The sequence below is a fragment of the Gammaproteobacteria bacterium genome (genome assembly GCA_029862005.1).
GTDB lineage: Bacteria > Pseudomonadota > Gammaproteobacteria.
On sequence record JAOTYD010000017.1, the window covers coordinates 53,742 to 76,930 of the forward strand.

The window sequence follows — 23,189 nt, forward strand, 5'->3', positions numbered from 1 at the left end:
AATCTCTCGAATCTATAAGATTGCCCCGCTACGCTCGCAATGACGAAAGTTAAGAGTTTCCGAGCGGTTCGTTAAGTTCGATAACGTAGCCGTTTGGATCCTTGAAGAATGCGATGATGCGTGTGCCCGCGTTCATCGGGCCGGGCTCGCGCACAAATTCAACACTTTCTGACTTTAGATACTCTGCGGTCGCATAGACATCGGATACCTTGAGCGCAAAATGCCCCCAGGCATTGCCGAAATCATAAGGTTCCGTCTGATCCCAGTTGTAGGTCATTTCGATCGTCGTACCCTCGTCCTCACCCTGGTAACCGACAAAGGTATTCGTAAAGCGGCCGTCTGGATACTCGTTCTGACGCAGTATCTTCATACCCAGGATGCGGGTGTAAAAATCCAGGGTCTTTTCCTGGTCGAATACGCGGATCATAGTGTGATCGAGTCGGAAATCGGGTTTTTGATCGCTCATGGTTTGCCTCTATTCTTTATAGTGCGGGTCGGATCGCGTCAGCGATCATCTCCTGGAATCGGCGCACGCTGTTTTCCCAGTAGGGTGATAATACCCCGCCGTCGGCGGCAAGCGACGATTGCCGCCCCTGTTGCATACGCATGCACATTGCATGATCTTCGAGATGAACTCTATGCCACAAATCCCTTAACTGCTGAATTTCGGCGTCACTATAGTTCGCGTCCTTGTGGGTGTAAATAACCCGGCGCTGGCGTGTATGGCCGGCGTCAATCGGCTGGTGCAGGTACACACCAAGCTGGTCGGGTTGATAGGTGCCAAGGATGAAACTCGGAAACAACGTCAGGTAGTGCGATGTCACGCCGAGTGCGCTCAAGTTTGCTCTGGCCTGTTGTTCGGCGTTGAGCTCCACCACGCTACCGACGCAGTGCGCCTCGATAAAAGTGCGATGATCCTGCAACGGCTGATTGGTCGTGGTCTGGTGTACGAATTGCACGTGGTAAGGCTCGATGAAATTTTCCATCAACAGCTTCCAGTTACAGGCAATTTCACCAAAATCGATGGTCATAACCGGTTTATAGTCTTCGACCTTATTGCCGCCGAGCATTTTCCTGATCGGTGCAAGGAAATCCTCGAATGGAGTTGGATCTTCGGACAGGTTGACAAAAATCCAGTCATGCCAAATTGCGCAATGTACCGGTATCAAGCCATGCTCGGTAAAATCGAAATTTTCGGGCTGCTGCTGTGCGCCACCACCAAAATAGGGGGCATTTATGAGGTTACCGCACAGATCGTAACTCCAGCTGTGGTAAGGGCAGCGGATCAGTTTGCCGCAGTTGCCATCACCATCGATTAGTTTCAGGTTGCGATGTCGGCAAACATTGTGAAAAGCCCGAATTCCACCCTTGGAATCGCGCAACAGGAAAACCGGCAGTCCGGCTATCTGGATGGGTTTTGTGTCACCCGTATTTTGCAGGTCATGTGAAAAACCGGCGAACACCCAGTGTTTGGCAAACAGATGCTGATTTTCGAGCTGCAGAAATTCATCGCTGGTATAGGCAAGCGCCGGTAAACCACAGGGTACCGATTCAACCGCATCAAAATCGCGAAATAATGACTGAGTCAGCATGATTCAGAACTTGTCAGAACGCGTTAAATTAGCACAGAGTTACCCATTCGCGAAACAAATATTATTGATTATTTTACGCTTTGCGCAATAATTTTTGCAATATTCTCCGTTTTCATCAATAATGCCGCGCTTTCAATCGCGAAAACTATAAATATGGCTTCTGAAGCTGCAGTCTCCGCTGAACCCAGGGTGCGTGGCATCGCCTCCACCGAGGATGATCTTAACCGCGCCATTATCAAGATGTTGCAACAGGATGGCCGTTTACCTTACAAGGATATCGCCAAGGCGCTCAAGGTTTCGGAAGGCACGATCCGCAACCGCGTGCAGTCGATGAAACGTGGCGGCGCACTCAAGATTGTCGCACTGGCCGACCCGATGGCAATTCGTTACCAGGCCGATGCGATGATCGGGATCAAGGTCGCAAGCCCGGCAACACCACGCAGCGTCGCTCACCGCCTCAGCGAACACGGCGAAGTCGTCTACGTACTCTGGGTTTCTGGCCGCTACGATTTACTGATCGAAGTGGTTTGCGAAACCAGTGGCGCATTTCAGTCTTTCCTGGAACAACACTGTTTCGGTCACGAAGACATCGATCAGATAGAGGTCATGAGCGGTATCGAAATGTTTAAAAACCAGTTCCTGCTGAAACGGCAGGCACAGTAATCACACAGAGGAGCACAACAATGAGCAGCACGTACTACGAGAGTATGGAGAAATCTTTTCCCAGCAAGACGCGTATCAGAAAAGAACAAAAAAAACTCGAGGATGCCGGCGTCAAGTACATACTATCCTGCTGGATCGATATGCTCGGCGTACCCAAGACCAAGCCTGTACCCATTTGTGACTTCGAACCGCTATGCCTCGGCAAGGGACCTCAATTCGCCGTGCACTCGGTGTCTTTCGTGCCTGAACTCGGCCCGGCTGACTCCGACCAGATCCCGGTGCCCGATCTCGACAGCCTCGTGATCTGCCCCTGGGATCCGACCTGTGCCTGGGTATTCGCCGATCTCTGGTGGGAGGACAAACCCTACAACCTGTGCCCGCGCCAGGCGCTGAAACGCATCATCCGTGATGCTGCCGACCAGGGCTACGCGATGATGGCCGGCATCGAGCCCGAATTCATTACCATGCAGTGGGATGAAAACGGGAAACCCGTTAAGGCCTTCGACGACGATCCCGCCGAAGGCGAAGGCATACGGCCGCGGCGTCAGGCTTTCGGCTACGATGTTGAATACTCGATCGACGCGATGGGTTTCCTCGGTAATTTGATCGATATTCTGAACGACCTCGGCTGGCAACTGCACGACGTTGTCGCTGAAGGTGCCTATTCGCAGTTCGAGCTCGATTTTCACTATACCAACGTACTCGAAATGGCGGATCGAATGGTTTTCCTGAGAGTTCTGCTGAAGGAAATTGCCAAGAAGCACGGCATGTTCGTTACTTTCATGCCCAAGCCGACTACCGGCGATTGGCGCTCGGGTGCACATATGAATACCTCGCTGGTCAGGGTTGGCAAGCCAGACAATAACCTCTATGCGGACAGCAAGGGCGGCTGGAGCCAAACCGCTTACCACGCCATTGGCGGTATTCTCAAACACGGCGCGGCGATTACCGCAGTAGCTTGTAGTACAGTCAATTCCTACAACGGGCTGGTGCCCAAGGTGGGTGGTTTCGAGGGTGGCGTTTACACCTGGGCGCCAACGCATATCACTTACGGCTCGAATAACCGCTCGGCGATGCTGCGCATGCCGCAAAGCCGTTTCGCACTCGAAAATCGCGCCGCCGACATGTGTATGAATCCCTACCTCGGCCTCGGTATGATGCTGGGGGCAACCATCGACGGCGTGGTCAATAAGATCGATCCGGGTAAATCGGTGGACGAAGACCTCTACGTCATGGATGATAAGAAACAGCAAAAGCTGACCGCGCTACCGCGTAACCTGCTGGAAGCAACCGAGCAACTCGGCAAGAGCAAACTGGCGAAAGAGGTGCTGGGCGAGCAGATGCTGTCATCTTTCCTCGCCTACAAGGTCGACGAATGGGAGCGTTACCACCAGGTCACTACCGACTGGGAAGTACAGGAATACCTGCGCCTGTTTTGAAAGATTACAGCGTCTACGATCTCGGCGAATTCGAACTGCAGTCGGGTGTGGTTCTGCCCGACGCGCAGCTCGCGTATAAAACCTATGGTGAGCTGAACGCAAGCCGGGATAACGTTGTGGTACTGCCGACTTTTTACACCGGCAATCATATGCGTAACGAGGGTTTCTTCGGACCGGGAAGGGCGATCGATCCGGCACGCCATTGCGTGGTTTCGGTCAACCTGTTCGGCAACGGGATTTCGTCGTCCCCGAGCAATACCCCGACCCCGTATAACGCTGCCAGCTTCCCCGATATTACGCTGTACGACAATGTTCGCGCACAGTATCGATCGCTCACCGAGAAACTTGGTGTTGACAAAATTGCGCTCGTTACCGGCTGGTCGATGGCGGGCTGCCAGTCGTTTCAATGGGCTGCACAGTACCCGGATTTCGTCGACGCGATACTGCCGTTTTGCGCCTCGGCGAAAACTTCCGAGCATAATATTGTCTTCCTCGAGGGCGTTAAAGCGGCACTGCAGGCGGATGCAGACTATGCAGATGGCAACTATACCAGCCCGCCGGTAAATGGATTGAAGGCATTTGGTCGCGTCTATGCCGGCTGGGCCTTTTCACAGACCTTTTTCCGTGAACAAATGTATCGCCTCAAGGGTTTCGATACCGCGGAGGCGCTGTTGCAGGACTGGGAACAGGATCACCTCGGCTGGGACGCCAATGATTTATTGTGCAAACTCAAGACCTGGCAACTGGGCGATATCAGTGCCAACGATATCTATCAGCATGATTTCAGGGCGGCCCTGAACGCGATCAAGGCGAAAACCATCGTCATCGCCTGCAATAATGATCTGTATTTCCGTCCCGAGGATAACCAGCTCGAAATCGAGCACATCACCGACGGTGAACTGCGCATCTACGAATCAGCCTGGGGCCACTGCGTGGCGTCACCGGGTAACAGCCCAGAATTCGAACGCTATCTCGACCAGGCAATTTCCGAGTTGCTTGACTAAACCAGTTTCACTTTAAAAACCTGGAGAACAGCATGACTGCACCAAGCGTATTTAGAATCGCCGATATACAGGATCGTATTGACAACCTGCCCGAGGACGGTACTTACATCAAGCCTTTCGTGACCACTGAAATCAGCGAATCGATGGCGGGTGGCATTAACGCGCTGAACAAGATTTCGGTACCCTGGGATCTAACTTGCGATGAAATGATTTATTGTCTCGAGGGTACCTTCCGGCTCGTGGTCGACGAGATCGGGTATGAACTCAATCCGGGCGACCTGATGTTCGTGCCGAAAGACAATCACGTCAAATACGAGTGTGACAACAAGTGCGTCATTTTTTATACGGCTTACCCGGTTGACTGGAAACAGCGCGCCGGCATCACCCACGTGCCCGGTATTGATGCCGATGAGATGCCCGTGCCCTACGAACGGTGAAACAAATGCAAACTGAAGAACGCCACGACTCCGCTCTCGACCCGGGAATCGCTGATCGACGGCCAGGCGAAGCTGCAACCTAGCGCCAGCCCGCGCGATCCATCAATTGCACCGCGGCGCGGTTATTTTCACCGAGCAGTGTGAGGTTGAGGGAATCACTCCTGAATTCTCCAAACGCGTTCAAAGTCGCAGGCGTTTTCGCGTCGGCTACCACCGGGTATTCATTATTGACCTCGGCGTACCAGGCCTGAGATTCGGGATTGACCAGAAACTCAAGCAGGCGCTCCGCCGCCTCTGGATGACTGGTATACCGGGTGATAGCGGCGCCGCTGACATTGACGTGTGCGCCCCGCTCCGCCTGGTTAGGCCAGAACAGGCCCAGGCTGGTGGCTACCTTTTGATCATCTTCCTTGGCGCTGTTGACGAGACGTCCATAGTAATAAGTGTTGGCTATCGCGATATCGCATAACCCGGCCGCGGCGGCGCGCAATTGATCGGTGTCACCGCCGGCGGGTTTGCGCGCGAAGTTGGCAACCAGCCCGCGCGCCCAGGTCTCGGTTTTTTCAGCCCCATGCGCTACGATCATCGACGCCACCAGCGACTGATTGTAAATGTTACCGGAGGAACGGATGCAGATCCGCTGCTTCCATTTTGCATCGGCCAGTGCCTCGTAGGTCGACAGTTCAGCTGGATCGACCCTGTCTTTCGCGTAGAAGATTACACGGGCGCGTTGCGATAACCCAAACCAGTAATTCTCTTTGTCCCGTAAATTTTCCGGGATCCTGGCGTTCAGGGTTTGGTTATCAACGGGTCGTAAAACCCCGGCATCCTTGGCACGTTGCAAGCGCCCGGCATCGGTGGTGATAAAGATGTCGGCGGGTGTCGACTGGCCTTCCGACTCGAGACGCTTTAACAGGGCATCGGCCTTGGCAGTGATCAGGTTAAAACCGATCCCCGTCTGCTGCTTGAACTTTTGCAGCAACGGCAGGATGAGCGCTTCCTTACGTGCTGAATAGACATTGACGTCCTGGGCCTGTGCGATGCCATGTCCGAAAACAAGGGACAGGCAAAAGGCGGTTAATAGCAAAGACCTGTGGCCAATTAAACTGCGGTACATTTCTCTAAATCTCCAGTGTCAAGGTGGAATAAGCTAGCAAATCCTTAATGCGAATGCAAATGTTAATCATTCGCATTTAAAATATCATTACTGAATATCCTAACCTCGCCTGTGCGCAACATAGTTGACTGAAGTCAAGTATTGACGTGACGTATTGCCGGCAACCGGAATCGTCCTTATCATGCTTTCACCAGATTACTGATTGCGAGCGACTTATGAGCTTCGGCATTACCAAGACCATTCCCGCATCAGCCGGGGTTGAAACTCTAGACTCGCTGTACGACGGCAGCCGCAAGGAGTACGAATTTCACATGGTGGGCACCGAACCCAAACGGCTCAAGGTCGGCGACTACGTCTACACGATTTTCAAGGACCAGCTACACGGGCGTCTCAAGATCAAAAAATTCATCACCGGCGCAACCAACCCGGGATCGGGAAAACCCCGCATCCTGATCATCGTCGATGCGCCGGGAGAGCGACTGCAGACGACGGTTGCCAAACGGGGCCATCGCGGTACACGGTATACCGACGGCGAGGACTGGCCTGCATGATCGAAATTTCGAATGCTGAACGTGACAGCTTCGGTAGCGACGGTTTCTTAATTGTCGATCGCTTGATCGACAGCACTATCGTTCCGGGTCTTCACCAGGCCTTTACCGACCTGTTTAGCGGCAAGTTCGAAACCGGCGTTCGCCCCGACGAGGTCAATTGGCAGGAAGCAACCGGAGATCCCGCCTTATCGCGCCAGATCTGTAACGGCTGGAAGGCCAACCGCGAAATTGCGCAAGTGGTTTTGGACCAGGTGCTCGGTGAGGCGATCGCGAAACTTGCGGGTTGGCCCGGCGTGCGCATCATGATCGATAACGTGGTCTGGAAACCCCCTGCTACGAAGTCGTTCGGTTTCCACCAGGACAGCGCCTACCTCTCCTGGTTTACCCCGTCAGATTTATTGACCTGCTGGATCGCGCTGGATGACACGCACGCCGACAGCGGAACCATCGAGTTCGTGCGCGGCTCGCACAAATGGCACTTAAGCGAACCCGAAGGCGAGTTTCATGCCCCGGAAGATTATCGCAAGCCGATGCGAGAAGCGGCGGCACGCGAAGGCACCGAACCGGAAATCGTTTATGTCGAGGTCAAGGCGGGTGGCGGATCGTTCCATCACGGCTGGACCTGGCATGGATCCGGTGCCAACCGCAGTCCCAACCCGCGGCGCTCACTGGTGCTGCACGCGATGCGCAGCGATGTCGAGTATATGCCCGAGAATTTTGGGCAAGGTATCGGCCCTATCTATAGTCGCTACAAACGTCTCGGCGACAATCAACTGGATGAAAACTATTTCCCGGTGCTGTGGCGCGAGGACGGCTATCGCACGCCACAGATCGAAGATTACCTGGCCGACCATCGTTAACGGTCTTAACAACGGATCAATTTGGCACCTGCCTGATACGGTAAAAGCTAAGTGATTGGTGATACCATCGATGCATGATATCGGGAACCATCGGAATCCAGTGTAATGGTTGACACAGTCCAACAGGCGCTAATTGCACTCTCCGATACCCGGTTTACGACTTACTGGCTGGATAGTCTCGATCCGGTTACGGATGAATCGGCGCTGGATCAGGATACCAGTTGCGATCTGTTGATCGTCGGTGGCGGCTTCTGCGGTCTGTGGGCGGCGATTCAGGCGAAGGAGCAAAACCCGGCGAGGGATGTCGTGCTGATAGAAGCGAAGAGTGTCGCCAACGGCGCTAGCGGTCGCCCTGCCGCGATCATGTCGACTTCGGTCATGCACGGCATCGATAACACCGAGCGGATCTTTCCACACGATGTGGCCGAACTCGAAAGGCTGGGGCGTGAAAACATGGACGGGTTTCGGCGAACGGTAGAGCGCTATGGAATCGACTGTGACCTCGAATGGGGCGGCGAATTGAAGGTATCGATTGGCGACGAGGGCCTTTCCCGGGTCGAGGAAGAATACCAACTTTACCTCAAGTATGGCCACGAAGCGGTCAAGCTTGACAAAACCGGTGTGCAGGCTGAAATCAATTCACCGATTTTCCACGGCGGTGCGTGGTCAACAAAGCGCTGCGGCACCGTGCACCCGGGCAAGCTGGTTAGAGGATTAAAGCAAGCGGCACTCGAGCTTGGCGTGAGACTGTTTGAAAATACTCCCCACCTGGAAAATCATAAGACCCGGGAAAGCATCGTTGTTAACACACCGGGGGCAACGATTACCGCGCGCAAGGTTTTGCTCGCGACCAATGCCTGGGCCGCGGGCCACCGGCATATCAGTCGACGGGTTGCTGCGATTCGCGACCGGATTGTCGTCACCGAGCCGCTGACGGAGGGACAGATGCAACGGGTCGGATGGCAACATCGCCAGGGTATCTACGATACGCGTACGCAACTTAACTATATGCGCCTGACCGCAGACAATCGCATTCTTTTCGGTGGACGACTGGATTATTTCTTTGGTAACGACACCGATCCGGCACTCGATAAAACACCACAGCCATTTATTCGCCTGGTGCAATCTTTTTACCGCACCTTCCCGCAACTGGCAGACGAAATTAGATTTTCACATGCCTGGAGCGGTCCAATCGGTTTGACCACGCGCATGGCCGTGCACTACCAGAAGTACCACGACGGCGACATGGTGTTTGCGGGCGGCTATTCAGGCTTCGGCGTGACCGCATCACGCTTCGGCGCGCGTATAGGCCTTGCAATCCTGGACCAGCTCGACATCCCCGAAACCCGGATGCAATTTGCACGGACCATGCCTAACTACATCCCGCCGGAGCCGTTTCGCTGGATCGGCGCCAAAATCACGATGTACGCACTAGACAGCTTCGACGAAAAAGGCGGATGGCGTAAACTCTGGATCGCCATGGTGCAGAAAATGGGCTTCCCGATTACGCTGTAAAGCTTCCAGAGCCTACCGGGGATGCAACCAGGTCGGCAGAAAACTGTACGGGTCTCGATTGATCGTCTCGTTATAGGGAATGTTGCGTGCCGCAAGCTTGGGCTGCAATTCTCCGGCTTTGCCGACATCGAACAGGTCTGTTGCCCCACCGACGAATTCGCCGCCGACATAAATCTGCGGGATCGTGGGCCAGTCATTTTTCTGGTTTAACACCGCCAGGATTTTTCCACCACGGTCGTTGTCCTGAAAAGCGACCGAATCGAGATCGACGGTGACGTAAGGAATGTCGCAGGCGGTCAACATTTTGCGTACCGACCAACAGAATTCACACCACTCCAGCGAAAACATGAGTACCTGGTCCCGGTTTTGTTCGATGATCGATTCAACTTCGGCAAGCGCCGCTGGATCCAGTTCAACCTGTACTTCTGGTTCCGGTTCACCAACCTCCTCGGCAGGCGCATCGCTGATATCGAAACGATAGCCCGGGGTTGAGCGTGAAATCTCGATCTCAGCTTCGTTCATGTCTTCAGCAATGCTTTCAAATAGCGGAGTCGAGAGATAACGTTCACCGGTATCCGGCAGCATACACAGAATGTTCGCTCCCTCGGGCGCGGTCTCTGCGACCTGCAGCGCACCGGCAAAGGTGGCCCCGGAACTGGTACCGACGAAGATTCCTTCTTTTTGCGCCAGATCCATCGTGCACTGGATAGCGTAGGTGCCGTTGATCGGTATTATCTCGTCGATATGATTCGCTTTAAGCGCTTCTTCGGCAAATTTGGGGATGAAGTTCGGTGACCAGCCTTGCATCAAATGTGGCCTGTAGTTCGGGTGCGTCTGGTAAGAGCCATCGGCATTGCGTTGCTGGCTAATACCACTGCCCAGAATCTGCGAGTTGTCCGGTTCGCAAACCATGATTTTGGTGTCGGGGCTCTTTTTCCTCAACACCCGTGAGACCCCCGCCAGCGTGCCGCTGGTGCCGAAACCGGTCACCCAGTAATCGAGACCGATATCGGCGAAATCGTCGACAATCTCGACCGCCGTGGTGCGTTCGTGCATTTTGGCATTGGCGGGATTATCGAACTGGCTCGGCTGCCACCAGCCATGTTCTTCGACCAGCTCATTGACCTTGGCGATCATACCGGTCCCCATATCCGCGGCAGGTGTCAATATAACCCTGGCACCCAGGAAACGGATCATGCGGCGTCTTTCTATGCTGAAATTCTCCGCCATGACGATCACCAGCGGGTAACCTTTTTGCGCGCAAACCATGGCCAGACCAATACCGGTATTGCCGCTCGTTGCCTCGACGATGGTTTGCCCGGGTTTGAGTGCTCCGCTGCGCTCGGCATCTTCAATCACCCCGAGGGCCAGGCGATCCTTTACCGAGCCCATCGGGTTGAAAGACTCGATCTTGACGTAGATGTTGCGATTCTCAGGTCCCAGGTTATTGATTTTAACCGTGGGCGTATTTCCGATGGTATCGAGAATACTCCGAAATATTTGTCCCATCTCTCCCACTCCCCCTGCAGGGTCTGCAGGTTTCGTTAATAGGGCCAGAGACAACCTTGCCGCTCACTCGGCTCCGATCGATTTAGCAGTTAACAGAGCGCTAATCGAGCCAATCGGAACAGGGCCAGGTATCGGGTATCCACCGGCCTTTCGGTACACGTGTATTCAAATTGCCACAGGAAATATCGATCTGCGCCTGGGTCAGGTTTAGAGCCCCGGTTAGATCGACATCCTCGAAATGGGTCAGGTAAGTGTACGCCCCCTTGAAATCAACATTGCTCAATTTCGAGTCGGCAAACATGGCCCTGGAAATATTTGAAAATTCAAAACTCACATTCTTCAAACTGGCCCCGGAAAAATCGGCGCGCCCCAGCTCCGATCGCGACCAGTCAACGTCTTCGAGCGTGGCCTTTTTAAGGCTGGCCCGGGAAAATTCTGATTTTATCAGCGTGGTGTTTTTAAACCTGGCCTCAGCGAAGTTTGCACGATAGCCAACCGCCTTGGTCAAATCGGCATCTTTAAAGCGAGTGCGCGTAGCAGGGCTTCGCGTCATATTGGTTTTAACCAGGCTGGCACCGGTAAAATTACTCCCATGAAGGGTGCTCATGCTGAGATTGGCGTTGTTAAACCGGCTGCCGGTGAAATTCGAACCATCCAGCATCTTATTGGTTTTCTTGCACCCCGACCAATCCATTCCGGGCCTCCGCTTGTCATTGCAATCCGCAATTGCCGAATTAATCGAAACCAGCGAGCTCAGACAAATTAACAATAATGTCCGCTTTCTTATTTTTACGCCCATAGTTGTTCAACCGCTCCTCTGGGTATTATCTATTATGACTCTAGTACCCTGAGAAAATTCCACTGCCAGGGAGAAAGCTACCGGCGACACAGGTCTCCCCATCCAGATTAAAACTAATCGATGCGCTATCACACCGCGGGAAACTTACTGCCAGTCTTGAGATGTTTATCGATTAATTTCGAGTCAATTTCAAGCAATGCTTCGACGCCGACGCAGCAGGAGCTGACTTCGCGTGCAGCCATCAATTTTTCGATTGCAATATCAACCCTGCCGATATCGCGACGGTCTTTCATTGCCGGGTATTTTTTGCGATGCATAACCCTTCCCTCAAGGTGGCGTCTGACCGCGTACTATACCTGAATTGTCAAATTTTTGCTGGCGCAACACTTCAACAACCCCTGCAGCAATGATCAACGTAGCACCGATAATCTCGCGCAAGCCAAACGGTTCATCGGTTAGAATCGCTGCAGAGGCAACACCCACCAGCACTTCAAACAGGAGTAGCATGCCGACACGACCGGGGCTCAAAACTGTCGCCGGCCATATCGTCAGGTAGGTGATCGGCAGCATTCCGAGCGCGACTATCACAATCCAGTACCAGCCTTTTTGCAGGGACGCGAGGTCCGGCATACCGGCGAGCGTCCCCTGCTGCCAGACAATAAGCATTAACGACATCAACAGCGCGAAAACAACAAACATCGTTACTTTCTCGAAAATCATTCTTGCGCCATCCTGGAACAGCTTCACAGTCGCGACTGACCAGCACAGCCCTGATAACAGCGCAAACCAGTCACCGTTGTTACGCGGAATCGGCAGCCCGCTTTCAACCACCAGCACGATGTAAAGCCCACTAAATGCAAGTAACAGGGCGACTACCCGGTTACCAGTAAGCCTCTCCTTCAACACCAGTATCCCGAGCATCGTGCTCCACAGCGGGCTCATGTAAAACAGCAGAATCGCGCGCACCACCTCGGTCAGGTTGAGGCTGGCGATATAAAGCGCGAAGGCAAATCCAGCCAGCAGTCCTGGCAGCAGTATATGACGCCAGTGTGCAATGTAATTGTGAATCCGGAACAGCATTAACGGCAGGAACAACAATGAGGCAGCGCCAAATATGACGGGGCCGGTCCAGAAGGCATGCGCCCCGGCCTGCTCGATGCCACGGATCGGAATCCAGTAAAGGCCCCACAATGCAGCACCAAACGCGATCGCGATACTGGGGACTAAATCGCTGCGACCCGAGTCCAACGGCAAGCCTCAACGAATCATGGCGTTAATGCGGAGCTGATATTGGTAAACATCTGCAGGTTGGTTTCATCCAGTTCGGGCTTGAGCGGCTCATCCTGGGACGACAGCTTGACGACAGTCACCTCGGTCACCGGATTGATATAGATCCACTGGCTATGGATGCCGATCGCGAGCATGGCGCGGTGTTCGTTTCCGGTCTGGTACCATTTATTACGATATTGTCCATCGGCAAATTCCTTGGAAGATTCACCCCGTCGCCAGGCTTCACGACTACCAGCTTCGCTGCAGTCTTCAATCCACCACTCCGGTATCACCTGGCGGCCGTTAGCGTATCCGCGATTACGCACCAGCTCGCCGAAGCGCAACAAGTCCCTGGGCAGTACGCAAATTCCCCCAGCGGTGCGCGCTGCGCCCTTTCGATCAACGGTGATGTAGGCATTCGCCTCGGCACCCATGGGTTGCCACAGGTATCTCGACATCAGGCTTGCCAGTCTTTCGCCACTGGCACGTTCCAGCACCCAGCCGAGTAGATCGGAATTGGGCGATTTATACTGCCAGACCTGGCCATGTTCGCCGTCAGCGCGCTCGATCGAGCACAGAAAATCGTGCAGGTTCTGATCGATCGCGTCGACCGGGCAGGGATGCCAGGCGGTCGCGGTTCGATATTCGAGAAACTTGCCTTCGGTAGCCAGGTAATCTTCGGTAAAGTCGATATTGACAACCATATCAAGCACCTGTTGCAGGCTGGCATCACGATAACCTGAATCCGCAAGCTCGGGAATGTACTCGACCACGGGTTTGGACGGATCCAGCAATCCCTGGTCAACCAGAACCCCGGCCAGCGTCGCGGTTATCGACTTACTCACTGAAAACACAATATGCGGGCGGGTTTCAATCGCAGGATCAAAATACCATTCGTGCACGAGTTTGCCATGATGCGCGACCAACAACGCATCGCTGTTAGATTCCTCGAGCCAGCGCTGCAGTGACCAGTCCGTACCGTCGGGCGCTGCAACCTTTACGCCGTCAACATTGCCGGCAATAGATTTTTCAAATTTGCTAACGCGTTCACCGCGGGCAATCTCGTCGGTCGGGATGATTTCGCGCACATGATGGAATGCCCAGCGATTGTTTCCCGGCTGTCGCCAGTTAGACAGGTTTAGCGCGGTCGGTCGGGACAGCATTATTCGAGCTCGGTAACAATATCCTGGTTATTAGAATCGAGTACAACCTGGCACATTTCGAGGTGCAAACGTCCACCGGAATTGTAGGGATGGGACTCAATCACGGTTTCATTGAGCGTAATGCCGAGCCCCGGTTCGCCCGGTGCCGGCATGTACCCGGCTTCCCAGGCCAACGGCTTGTTCAGAATCGCATCATGAAACTCGGTCTGGATCGTCTCCAGTATCAGGAAATTCGGGCAACTGAATGCGACCTGGGCCGCTGCCGCATGCGCAATCGGACCACAGTAAATATGCGGCGCGATCTGGGCGTTAAACAATTGCGCCAGCACGGCAATTTTCTTGGTTTCCCAGACCCCGCCGCTGCGTCCGATATCCGGCTGCAATATCGACACGCCGGCCTTGAGTGCCTGGTGAAACTCGATCCGCGTGGTCAGGCGTTCACCGGTCGCGACCGGGATACTGGTCGCAGCAGCTACCTTGCCGATGGCTTCCATCTGATCGGGTGGGCAGGGTTCTTCAAACCACAACGGATCGTAGGACTCCAGCCGACGTGCCAGGCGGATCGCCGATGAAGTCGTCATCTGGCCGTGTGTGCCGAACAGGATATCGGCACGATCGCCAACCGCTTCCCGAATCTTGCGCACGTTTTCTTCGCAACGACTCAGTTCAGTCAACGATAACTCGCGCCCACCCTGAAAGCTGTAGGGCCCGGCCGGATCCTGCTTGATCGCGGTAAATCCCATGTCGATGTAGTCAAGCGCACGGGCTGCTGCTGCATCGGCGTCGTGATACACATCCGGAGCACCTTCACCCGGATTGCCATCTGCCGCGAGTGCCTCGGGATAGAGGTAGGTATAGGTGCGCAGGTCTTCGTGAAACTTGCCGCCGAGTAGCTGGTAAATCGGCTGGTCATGCGCTTTGCCGAGAATATCCCAAATCGCAATTTCGATGCCGCTGAACACACCCATCATGCTGATATCGGGGCGTTGCGTGAACCCGGCCGAGTAAACACGCCGGAACATGGTTTCGACATGATGCGGATCTTCACCGGCGATAAACCGCTCGAAGGTATCCTCAACCATTGTGCAGGCGATGTCTCCCGACACCGGAATACCATAACACTCGCCAATACCCTCGATGCCATCGTCTGTTGTGATCTTGACGATCACCCAGAAGGCCCCACCGATACCGCTTGGCGGCACCGTAACCCAGGTTTTGATATCCTTCAGAATCATATTCTTGCTCGCGCTAGAAAACCTTACCTAAGTTACTCCAATCGATTGTTTTTCGAAACTAAAATCTGGAGATGATGTTTTCTTGAAGCTACAGGGTTACTGACTCTGAAATCCATTGTTTAACGAGGATTTCTCATAATTCAGTCGAAAACGGACTCTGAGAGCATTTGACCGAGAGTTGGCTTACAACCAAAAGCGGAAGCTCTTAACTACTGCAATCAAGTACCGTGTTCCCCAGAAACTCCAACTTAACCCAACTCCGTGTCGAGTCCAAAAAACCCACTATACTTGAAAAAAATGAAGCAGGAGTTTAAAGGCATGATCACCATAAACAAAAAGACTGGCCTGAAAAAAATAATGGTCACAGTGGTAGTTCTCGCATTGATATCAATCCAGCCAGGCTGCACGATATCCAACAAAAGCGCGTCAACGAGCATGACGTTGTTTGATGCGCTGGGTAGAACCAAAGATACGTCTGCTTTTGGTGCAGACAAGATATTTGGAATTGTTTCCATTACGGCCGAACCCTATATTACCCAGGTCGATGCCGATTCCAGCCTGAGCGGAGCATTTAGTGCGTTATCGTCGGACAAAGGCTTTTTCGAAAACTCACAGCAGATGCTCGACAAGTCAATTCCAACTGTGTTCAGCAGCATGTCAAAAACCAACAACTATCTTTTGTTGCCAGAGAAGAATGTTACTGGTGACAGTAATTATGCAAACACAAAGACTTCAGGAAATTCTATTTTTGGTAAGAAAAATATTGCCCGCGGTTATAAACGTATCAGCGACAAAAAGAATTTGGCGTCCCTGGCACGAGATTTGGGCCTTGATGCTGCCGTGCATGTCAACATTTCCTATGGGTATTCAATCGATGGAACAAACTATAACGGTTTAGTGCAGGTTGGCAAAAACTTTGCGACGGTTAAAGTCGATCTAATGGCTGTCAATCAAGATGGCAAGGTTATCTGGAAAGAATCAGACGCCACCGTCGCGAAAAGCCCGGTTAGCAGTAGTTCCCAGGTCGGGGACGCGGCGGATTTTAAGAAACTCGAGCCGCACTTGCTGCAGAGTCTGAGGGCGACCCTGGGGAAGATCATGAGCGAACTCAATACTTAAAGCAATTAGCTTTATAGTTTGAAAATAACCTTATCGTTGACTCCACCGACTGTACCAATAAAATTTTAAATATCGAAACCCCGCCACCGTGCGGGGTTTTTTATTTCTGCCGAGTGTCTCATATTGGCTGAAATGCGATGCCCAGTGAACGCAGTTGAGCGCCTGCTACAGAGAGGTCCGACCCTTGTGTATTTTCTTTTTATTGACATTCATTTTTTAAAAAAATCAAACCTAATTCGTAACACCCCTTCAAACCAGCTATCAATACTCAGGCCGTCTTTTTTTTCAATTACATTAAATCCACTCTGTGTTTCCGGCATTATCTGCTTAAGTTGAATTTCATCATTCGGATAATGCACCGTCAGACTCACATGGTAAGGATAATAGCCGTCAAGGAATTTGCGATAGTAGGGCCCGTTTTCCATACCATAGGTCTTATCGGATAAGTGTCGCAATATTTTCACATCCGCCTGCACACAAAGCACTGCGCCTTTCTCTACATCCTCCAGTTCGACGCTATGTTGCTTAACACGAGTTTGTGCAATTTGTTCGACGCGCGTCAGTTGCAGATTTTTCATTTCACGATATGCATACTCCACATCGGTTCTGCCCACCGCATCCAGGTGTCGGTAACATTGTTGCATTTTTACCCAGCCCGTTTGCAAACTCTCGCCGGTTATCCATAGGTGAGTATCAGAATGTAAAATCGACTGGTCATGGATGGGGGCGATAAACTCCAACTGGCCTTCATTGACTTGCAAGGTGCGCCATTCGCTGTCGTCATCGATCCAGCTTTCATCGACTGGCGATTCTGCCGCAGTAAGCATTACAGGAAACAGCAGAATACAAATTGATTTAATTGTAATGTGTTGACCGGTGATAAGCTTCATACTTGACAACGACTAACCGGTAGTTCACCGACATTATCGATATTCTACTTCCTGTCGTCGAAATAGGGTACCAAGTGTCAGTTCCTTCAACCGGGCGTCACGATCAAGTCCCCAGATTTACAGTTGCTATTTAATTTAGCCTGACATTTGTGTGACGACTTTTTTGTGCTCAGCGCGAGAAACCGTTGAATGTTCGATCGTGACCGAAGATTGCCTCACACCAGAGCTTTTTGAGGGTTTATTTATCAGATAACAGACGCTCAGACTCGATGAGTCAGCGGCGATTAACGACCGGCAGTGTCATTCAGATATGAAACATCAGGGGCTGTCGAAATTACTTACATTCTAATAACTACTCTAAGTAGTGCGTAGTAAACCTGCATGGGTGCTCAAAATATAAGGTTTGACTCAGTGAATCGCGAAATCGAGGGTTGATAGTTCTTTACCTTTACTCAGTGTATTCTAAAGCACAGTATGGGAAGCAAGTATTGAACCAAAGGGAATTGCTATGTTTTCAGCAAGGAATGCTGTTAGAAAGGCTAGTGCCAGATATAGACGCCATCAACCGGAACTAACGTTACCCTACCAATTTGTAGAAACGTATTATCTCGAGATTTTCGACTATATGGAGCGCCAGGGTAAAACCCTGTCGACGCATAAAAAAGAATTCGATGCTTATCTAAAATGCGGCAACTGAGTTACCCATCACCTAGTCAAAAAATATATTCAAGGATACAGGTATGACATCGCTATTCCCGAAACATGCCCAGGTCGCCATCATTGGTGGTGGTATACATGGTTGTTCTGTGGCCTATCATCTTGCCAAAGAAGGGTGGACCAACATCGTTCTGATCGAGCGGAAGAAACTGACAAGTGGAACAACCTGGCATGCAGCGGGCCTGGTCGGGCGCTTGCAAGGCGGTCATGCAACAACGGATTTTGCCAAGTATGGCTCCGATCTTTTTGCAGAACTGGAAAGCGAAACAGGACAGAAAACAGGTTACAAATGTTGCGGCTCGATCTCCATTGCAACCAATGCAGAGCGCCTGGCTGAACTTCGTCGGCAAGCGGACTTTGCATTAATCCATGATGTGGAAGCCTATGAAATCAGTGTTTCAGAAATCAAGGAACGTTGGCCTTTAGTGAATCCTGAAGGAGTTCTCGGGGGAATTTATGTTCCTGGCAACGGTTATATCAACCCAATCGATTTAACCATGGCTTTGATGAAAGGTGCCCGTTCAAGGGGGGCACAAATATTTGAAGACACCCGGGTCGAAGAGGTTCTGATGTACGACGGCAAAGCCAGTGGTGTGCGCACGGACAAGGGGGTTGTTGAAGCTGATTTTGTGGTCAACTGCGCGGGAATGTGGGCTCGCGAATTGGGAAGACAGAACGGCGTGAATATCCCGCTGCATGCCTGCGAGCACTATTACCTGGTCACTGATGCCATTCCCGATCTTCCGCAGGATTTACCGGTTCTGCGATCATATGATGATTCTACCTACTTCAAGGAAGACGCCGGAAAACTACTCTTTGGCTTCGCCCACAATCAGGTAAAACCGTGGGGTATGAAGGGTATTCCTGAAGATTTTTGCTTTGATTCATTGCCGTTTGTTGAAGATGACGTTATGGATGTTCTCGAATTGGCACTGAAGCGTGTTCCTATATTACAGGAAACGGGAATCCGGACCTTCTTCAATGGGCCGGAAAGTTACTCTTACGATGGTAACTTCATTCTCGGTGAGGCCCCCGAGGTAAAGGGTTATTTTGTTCTGGCGGGCGTCAATTCGACAGGTATCCAGTCAGGAGCTGGCGCGGGGCGTGCCCTGGCGCAGTGGATTATGAAGGGGTTTCCTCAACATGATTTGAACGATATGGATCCCGCGCGCAATGAAGAATTTCAGGCGCGCGACCTTTACCTGCAGCAGAGAACCCCCGAGACCCAGACACGAACCTATGCCATGCATTGGCCGAACTATCAGCGTACCACCGCGAGAAACATCAGGAAGACTCCATTTTACAATGCCTTGCAGGAAAACAGAGCCTGTTTCGCCGAAGTTCAGGGTTGGGAACGCCCAGCCTGGTTTGCGCCGGAAGGTGTCGAACCCAAGATCAAATACAGCTTTGGCCGACAAAACTGGTTCTGTTACGCACAGGAGGAACAAAAGGCGGCCCGTGAATCCGTTGCCATGATTGATTATTCCATGCTGGGCAAGCTTTTGGTTGAAGGAACGGATGCCGAGCGCTTCCTGCAGCGGCTATGCACAAACAATATGGCGATGAACACGGGGCGGCTGGTATACACGCTGATGCTCAACGAGCGTGGTGGCATTGAAAGTGACATGACCGTGGCTCGTTTTGCGCAAGACCGCTTTATGGTCATGAGTTCCATGGCGCGCACCAGGCGCGATCACTTTAGGCTTCGCGACCATATCCAGGTTGACGAAGATGTCAGGCTTCGTGATGTCACTTCGGCTTATGCAATCCTGTCCATCATGGGGCCGAAAAGTCGCGATCTTATGCAAACAGTGTCTGGCATTGATATGTCAAACGAGGCTTTTCCTTTCAATAGTTGGCAAGAATTCCATATTGGGCATGCCGCGGTATGGGCTCAGCGAATTTCATTTTCAGGGGAACTCGGATGGGAGATATTTATTACCCCGGATTTTGCGGAACATGTTTTTGATGTGCTCATGGATGAAGGACAGGCCTTTGGTCTCCGCCTGATTGGCGGCGAGGCGCTTAACGCCCTGAGGATTGAAAAAGGATATCTGCATTGGGGCCACGACATGTCTTATACCGAAGCACCCCATCAAGTAGGTTGCGAGTTTCTCTGTAAAACCGAAAAACCAGTTTCCTTTATTGGCAAGGAAGCCTATATGGAGAGACGGGAGCAAAAGTCTGGTCCGTATCTTTGTTCCATTAAACTTAACGATCCAGATCCCATGCTTTATCACAACGAACCAGTTTTGCGCGACGGTCTTGTAGCAGGTTTTGTGACATCGGCTGCTTATGGCTACACTGTCGGTTCGGCCGTTGGCCTTTGTTTTGTATATTTGCCCGAGGGTTCGACAGACAAACAAGACCTTGAAACAGGGCGCTACGAGGTCATGGTTGAAGGAAAGGCAATAGCAGCAACGATTAGTCTGAGTCCTTTTTTCGACCCGTCGAGTGAACGGATGTTTTTAGGTGAGAATTAGAACTTAACCAAAAGAGGCGCTGTGGATTCAAGTCCGCCGCGATACAGAATAATGTCGATCAAATTAGAAACCGAAATTGTGAACCGTGAAGCCTATGATCGTGCCGTTGAGCGGTTTCGGCAAGCAGGTATTAAATTACCGACAATCTCCCAGTTAGCCGATCCCGTGTCTTCGCGTGCCGAGATTGAGTCCCATATACAATCTGCTGATCCTGATTCACCGGATGCGCGTAATCTTTTTCGCGTGCACTGGCACAATGCAGCTGATCGCAAAAGCCTGGTCGATGTGCCCGCACATATCGTTCTGCCTTCAGAACTGACCGGTGTTGATGCAAAAATTGTCGTAGCTATCGGTAATCGCTTCCCAATGATCCGCGCGCATAAGGTCCTGGCCGCTTATGGCTGCCTGGTGCCACGACTGATTACCGGGCAGTTTGATCCGACTCATCATCGCGCGGTTTGGCCTTCAACGGGGAATTACTGCCGGGGCGGCGTCGCTATTTCTCGCATTCTGGGGTGCCGCAGCGTAGCCGTTTTGCCCGAAGGCATGAGTCGAGAAAGATTCGAGTGGCTGGAAAACTGGGTAACCGACCAGAGCGACATTGTGCGAACTTATGGCACCGAAAGCAACGTCAAGGAAATCTACGACGCCTGCAACGTAATGGCTGAAGATACTGAAAACGTAATCCTCAATCAGTTTAATGAGTTTGGCAATTATATCTCTCATCGTGCAGTAACCGGGCCGGCGCTGGAGCGTATCTTTAATGCCGTTAATACCAACGGAAAAATGAAAGCACGTGCCTACGTGGCTGCCTCTGGTTCCAGCGGAACGCTCGCCGCGGGGGACCATCTGAAACAACAGCTTGGCACCAACATCTGTGTTGTCGAGGCGCTCGAATGCCCAACGCTGCTCAACAACGGCTATGGTGATCATAACATCCAGGGAATCGGCGATAAGCATGTGCCATTTATTCATAACGTGTTGAATACGGATTATGTGGTTGCGGTTACAGACAAGGCATCGAACGCGTTGAACCTGGTGTTTAACACACCCGTCGGCCGGGACTTTTTGACAAAACGCACCGGGATATCTCAAGATGTTATCAACGGATTGGCCGATCTGGGGCTTTCATCCATAGCCAACGTCCTCGGTGCTATCAAAATGGCGCGGTACATGGGACTGGGCGCCGATGATGTGGTTCTGACGGTGGCAACCGATGGCGCAGAAATGTATGGCACCGAGATCGCCAAGGCAACCGCAGAAGACTTTGCTGGCACATTCAATGAACTGGCGGCCGCAGAAAGTTACGGTCGCTACCTGTTGGCAACAACCACCGATAACATGGAGGAAATGACCCTGCGTAATCGAGAGCGGGTGTTTAATCTTGGCTACTACACCTGGGTCGAGCAACAAGGCGTATCGTTGGAAGACTTCGATGCCCGACGTGACCCGGATTTCTGGAACAGTCTTATGGAGGTAGTGCCGGCCTGGGATCGGATGATTAACGAGTTCAATAGCGCGGCGAGCTAGCCTGGAACCTATTTTCAGAGGAAGGAATTTTTTGATCCGGTGTGGGCAATCTGGAGAGCTGGGGGGCATCCGTGGGCTCGGTGACTGGACTGCTCTGGAGCGGGTTGCCGGTACGGATTTTTAGGTTTTCTGGTTTTCAAAAGCAGATGCTCGAATTTGATATTTCAGCGGCAGCTAACGACTGCGGTTTCAACCGATCGACGCAACACATTGGTTAAATCGTTCGGCTGGCGTCTCATAGTCTAACGTTTTTCTTGGCCGCTCGTTCAGCCGTCGAGCCACTGCATTGAGTTTTGCCTGCGAGTGCACTGAGAGGTCGGTTCCCTTTGGGAAGTACTGTCTGAGCAAACCATTGGTGTTCTCGTTGGAACCACGTTGCCAGGGGTTTTGTGGATCACAGAAGTACACCTTTATGTCGGTTGCCAATGTAAACCGCGTGTGATCAGCCATTTCTTTGCCGCGGTCCCAGGTAAGCGACTTGTAGAGTTCCGCCGGTAGTTTGTGGGCTTGCTTGATTAACGCGGTGATCACCGTCTCAGAGTCTTTACTGTTGACCTTTGCGAGCATCACGTAGCGCGTGTGGCGCTCAACCAGCGTTGCGATCTGGCTTCCCTGGGTGCCGAAGATCAAATCGCCTTCCCAATGACCTGGTACGGCTCGATCTTCAACGGCGGCGGGCCGTTCGCTGATCGATACCATATCGGTAATTTGTCTCAAACCCTCGCCCTTGAGATTCTTGTGGCGCGAGCGACGCATGACATGTTTGCGTCTAAGGTGCTGCTGCAACTCCTTTTTCAAGGCGCCCCGGGCCTGGATGAAGAGGCTGCGATAGATCGTCTCGTGTGACACTTGGTAGTTCTCATCATCAGGATACGTGCGCTTCAACCAACCAGCGATCTGTTCAGGCGACCACTCCAGTCTGAGCTTGTTCGCTACGACCCGGGCTAACGCACGGTTCTCCAGCAGTTTACAGGTTTTGGGACGATGTGCTCGATCCCAGGCAGATTGATCAGCTTTGTTTGCTCGATAACTTCGCCGGCCACCGTTGCGCCTTATCTCTCGACTGACCGTGGATGGTGCCCGGCACAGTGACGCTGCGATCGAACGGATGGGATGACCGGCAACCACACCGCGGGAAATCTCTTCACGTTCCGCCAGCGTCAATGCTAAACGCGATCGACGGCGTTGTCTCGGACGTATCCCACCAGTCTCCGTCAGGATGCGTTGTATCGATGAATGACCCCGATCAAACAGGCGCGCATCGAGTTAAGAGATTCGCCTTTCTGCCAGCGATCCC

General features: G+C 52.4%; 20 protein-coding genes and 1 pseudogene. 10 read left to right on the forward strand and 11 right to left on the reverse strand.

All coding sequences use genetic code 11. The features are described 5' to 3' along the window. Positions 1-49: 49 nt before the first annotated feature. Positions 50-466, reverse strand: coding sequence for a lactoylglutathione lyase (gene gloA / locus OES20_11885; protein MDH3635393.1), 417 nt, complete (start codon positions 464-466; stop codon positions 50-52). A gap of 16 nt (positions 467-482) precedes the next feature. Continuing rightward, positions 483-1,592 carry an aromatic ring-hydroxylating dioxygenase subunit alpha gene (locus tag OES20_11890; protein MDH3635394.1) on the reverse strand — a complete coding sequence of 370 codons (1,110 nt, stop codon included), beginning with the start codon at positions 1,590-1,592 and terminating at the stop codon, positions 483-485. A gap of 153 nt (positions 1,593-1,745) precedes the next feature. Between OES20_11890 and OES20_11895 the strand changes: the two genes are divergently transcribed. The 4 genes from OES20_11895 to OES20_11910 are packed head-to-tail and all read left to right on the forward strand — an operon-like array spanning position 1,746 to position 5,135. After that, on the forward strand, positions 1,746-2,255 hold the full coding sequence (locus OES20_11895) for an AsnC family transcriptional regulator (protein ID MDH3635395.1): 510 nt from the start codon (positions 1,746-1,748) through the stop codon (positions 2,253-2,255). 20 nt (positions 2,256-2,275) lie between these two features. Continuing rightward, the gene (locus tag OES20_11900) at positions 2,276-3,694 is read left to right on the forward strand and encodes a glutamine synthetase family protein (GenBank protein ID MDH3635396.1); all 1,419 of its coding nucleotides are present in this window, start codon (positions 2,276-2,278) and stop codon (positions 3,692-3,694) included. Then, the gene (locus tag OES20_11905; protein ID MDH3635397.1) at positions 3,691-4,698 is read left to right on the forward strand and encodes an alpha/beta fold hydrolase; all 1,008 of its coding nucleotides are present in this window, start codon (positions 3,691-3,693) and stop codon (positions 4,696-4,698) included. The genes OES20_11900 and OES20_11905 overlap by 4 nt, the downstream gene beginning before the upstream one ends. Before the next feature lie 32 nt (positions 4,699-4,730). Then, positions 4,731-5,135, forward strand: a complete 405-nt coding sequence (locus tag OES20_11910; GenBank protein MDH3635398.1) for an ethanolamine utilization protein — start codon at positions 4,731-4,733, stop codon at positions 5,133-5,135. Positions 5,136-5,214: 79 nt separating this feature from the next. Here the strand turns inward: OES20_11910 and OES20_11915 are convergent, their stop codons facing one another. Further along, positions 5,215-6,252, reverse strand: coding sequence for a Fe(3+) ABC transporter substrate-binding protein (locus OES20_11915; protein MDH3635399.1), 1,038 nt, complete (start codon positions 6,250-6,252; stop codon positions 5,215-5,217). A 215-nt stretch (positions 6,253-6,467) separates the two neighbouring features. On the opposite strand from OES20_11915, the gene OES20_11920 reads away from it, so the two are divergent. The 3 genes from OES20_11920 to OES20_11930 all read left to right on the forward strand — a co-directional run bounded on the left by OES20_11920 (position 6,468) and on the right by OES20_11930 (position 9,178). After that, positions 6,468-6,803, forward strand: a complete 336-nt coding sequence (locus OES20_11920; GenBank protein ID MDH3635400.1) for a hypothetical protein — start codon at positions 6,468-6,470, stop codon at positions 6,801-6,803. Continuing rightward, positions 6,800-7,663 carry a phytanoyl-CoA dioxygenase family protein gene (locus OES20_11925; protein MDH3635401.1) on the forward strand — a complete coding sequence of 288 codons (864 nt, stop codon included), beginning with the start codon at positions 6,800-6,802 and terminating at the stop codon, positions 7,661-7,663. Before OES20_11920 ends, OES20_11925 begins: the two co-directional genes overlap by 4 nt. Positions 7,664-7,768: 105 nt before the next feature. Continuing rightward, a complete protein-coding gene (locus OES20_11930; GenBank protein ID MDH3635402.1) occupies positions 7,769-9,178 on the forward strand; it encodes an FAD-binding oxidoreductase in 1,410 nt (469 codons plus the stop codon). A gap of 12 nt (positions 9,179-9,190) precedes the next feature. Here OES20_11930 and OES20_11935 read toward each other — a convergent pair whose 3' ends face one another. The 6 genes from OES20_11935 to OES20_11960 form a co-directional block, all read right to left on the reverse strand. Continuing rightward, positions 9,191-10,687, reverse strand: coding sequence for a pyridoxal-phosphate dependent enzyme (locus OES20_11935; GenBank protein MDH3635403.1), 1,497 nt, complete (start codon positions 10,685-10,687; stop codon positions 9,191-9,193). Positions 10,688-10,787: 100 nt separating this feature from the next. After that, positions 10,788-11,381 (reverse strand): pentapeptide repeat-containing protein, encoded by a 594-nt coding sequence (locus tag OES20_11940; protein ID MDH3635404.1) that lies wholly within the window; start codon positions 11,379-11,381, stop codon positions 10,788-10,790. 233 nt (positions 11,382-11,614) lie between these two features. Then, entirely contained in the window at positions 11,615-11,803 is a 189-nt protein-coding gene (locus tag OES20_11945; GenBank protein ID MDH3635405.1) for a hypothetical protein, read from the reverse strand. Positions 11,804-11,813: 10 nt separating this feature from the next. Beyond that, entirely contained in the window at positions 11,814-12,734 is a 921-nt protein-coding gene (locus tag OES20_11950) for a DMT family transporter (GenBank protein MDH3635406.1), read from the reverse strand. A 17-nt stretch (positions 12,735-12,751) separates the two neighbouring features. Next, positions 12,752-13,918: a beta-lactamase family protein gene (locus tag OES20_11955; protein ID MDH3635407.1), complete on the reverse strand. Its 1,167-nt coding sequence runs from the start codon at positions 13,916-13,918 to the stop codon at positions 12,752-12,754. Next, positions 13,918-15,153, reverse strand: coding sequence for a mandelate racemase/muconate lactonizing enzyme family protein (locus OES20_11960; protein ID MDH3635408.1), 1,236 nt, complete (start codon positions 15,151-15,153; stop codon positions 13,918-13,920). The genes OES20_11955 and OES20_11960 overlap by 1 nt, the downstream gene beginning before the upstream one ends. Before the next feature lie 318 nt (positions 15,154-15,471). On the opposite strand from OES20_11960, the gene OES20_11965 reads away from it, so the two are divergent. Beyond that, on the forward strand, positions 15,472-16,272 hold the full coding sequence (locus OES20_11965) for a hypothetical protein (GenBank protein ID MDH3635409.1): 801 nt from the start codon (positions 15,472-15,474) through the stop codon (positions 16,270-16,272). A 209-nt stretch (positions 16,273-16,481) separates the two neighbouring features. Here the strand turns inward: OES20_11965 and OES20_11970 are convergent, their stop codons facing one another. Continuing rightward, a complete protein-coding gene (locus tag OES20_11970) occupies positions 16,482-17,162 on the reverse strand; it encodes a hypothetical protein (protein ID MDH3635410.1) in 681 nt (226 codons plus the stop codon). A 740-nt stretch (positions 17,163-17,902) separates the two neighbouring features. On the opposite strand from OES20_11970, the gene OES20_11975 reads away from it, so the two are divergent. After that, positions 17,903-20,362, forward strand: coding sequence for an FAD-dependent oxidoreductase (locus tag OES20_11975; GenBank protein MDH3635411.1), 2,460 nt, complete (start codon positions 17,903-17,905; stop codon positions 20,360-20,362). Between the two features lie 51 nt (positions 20,363-20,413). Continuing rightward, complete coding sequence (locus OES20_11980; protein ID MDH3635412.1) at positions 20,414-21,892, forward strand: pyridoxal-5'-phosphate-dependent protein subunit beta; 1,479 nt, start codon at positions 20,414-20,416, stop codon at positions 21,890-21,892. 189 nt (positions 21,893-22,081) lie between these two features. On the opposite strand, the pseudogene OES20_11985 reads toward OES20_11980, so the two are convergent. Then, positions 22,082-23,189 (reverse strand): annotated as a pseudogene (locus OES20_11985) (IS30 family transposase).

Excerpts from the sequence above, each read along its gene's own strand:
- gloA (MDH3635393.1), bottom strand. The coding sequence starts at position 466 with ATGAGCGATCAAAAACCCGATTTCCGACTCGATCACACTATGATCCGC.
- OES20_11890 (MDH3635394.1), bottom strand. The coding sequence starts at position 1,592 with ATGCTGACTCAGTCATTATTTCGCGATTTTGATGCGGTTGAATCGGTA.
- OES20_11895 (MDH3635395.1), top strand. The coding sequence starts at position 1,746 with ATGGCTTCTGAAGCTGCAGTCTCCGCTGAACCCAGGGTGCGTGGCATC.
- OES20_11900 (MDH3635396.1), top strand. The coding sequence starts at position 2,276 with ATGAGCAGCACGTACTACGAGAGTATGGAGAAATCTTTTCCCAGCAAG.
- OES20_11910 (MDH3635398.1), top strand. The coding sequence starts at position 4,731 with ATGACTGCACCAAGCGTATTTAGAATCGCCGATATACAGGATCGTATT.
- OES20_11915 (MDH3635399.1), bottom strand. The coding sequence starts at position 6,252 with ATGTACCGCAGTTTAATTGGCCACAGGTCTTTGCTATTAACCGCCTTT.
- OES20_11920 (MDH3635400.1), top strand. The coding sequence starts at position 6,468 with ATGAGCTTCGGCATTACCAAGACCATTCCCGCATCAGCCGGGGTTGAA.
- OES20_11925 (MDH3635401.1), top strand. The coding sequence starts at position 6,800 with ATGATCGAAATTTCGAATGCTGAACGTGACAGCTTCGGTAGCGACGGT.
- OES20_11930 (MDH3635402.1), top strand. The coding sequence starts at position 7,769 with ATGGTTGACACAGTCCAACAGGCGCTAATTGCACTCTCCGATACCCGG.
- OES20_11935 (MDH3635403.1), bottom strand. The coding sequence starts at position 10,687 with ATGGGACAAATATTTCGGAGTATTCTCGATACCATCGGAAATACGCCC.
- OES20_11940 (MDH3635404.1), bottom strand. The coding sequence starts at position 11,381 with ATGGATTGGTCGGGGTGCAAGAAAACCAATAAGATGCTGGATGGTTCG.
- OES20_11945 (MDH3635405.1), bottom strand. The coding sequence starts at position 11,803 with ATGCATCGCAAAAAATACCCGGCAATGAAAGACCGTCGCGATATCGGC.
- OES20_11955 (MDH3635407.1), bottom strand. The coding sequence starts at position 13,918 with ATGCTGTCCCGACCGACCGCGCTAAACCTGTCTAACTGGCGACAGCCG.
- OES20_11960 (MDH3635408.1), bottom strand. The coding sequence starts at position 15,153 with ATGATTCTGAAGGATATCAAAACCTGGGTTACGGTGCCGCCAAGCGGT.
- OES20_11965 (MDH3635409.1), top strand. The coding sequence starts at position 15,472 with ATGATCACCATAAACAAAAAGACTGGCCTGAAAAAAATAATGGTCACA.
- OES20_11970 (MDH3635410.1), bottom strand. The coding sequence starts at position 17,162 with ATGAAGCTTATCACCGGTCAACACATTACAATTAAATCAATTTGTATT.
- OES20_11975 (MDH3635411.1), top strand. The coding sequence starts at position 17,903 with ATGACATCGCTATTCCCGAAACATGCCCAGGTCGCCATCATTGGTGGT.
- OES20_11980 (MDH3635412.1), top strand. The coding sequence starts at position 20,414 with ATGTCGATCAAATTAGAAACCGAAATTGTGAACCGTGAAGCCTATGAT.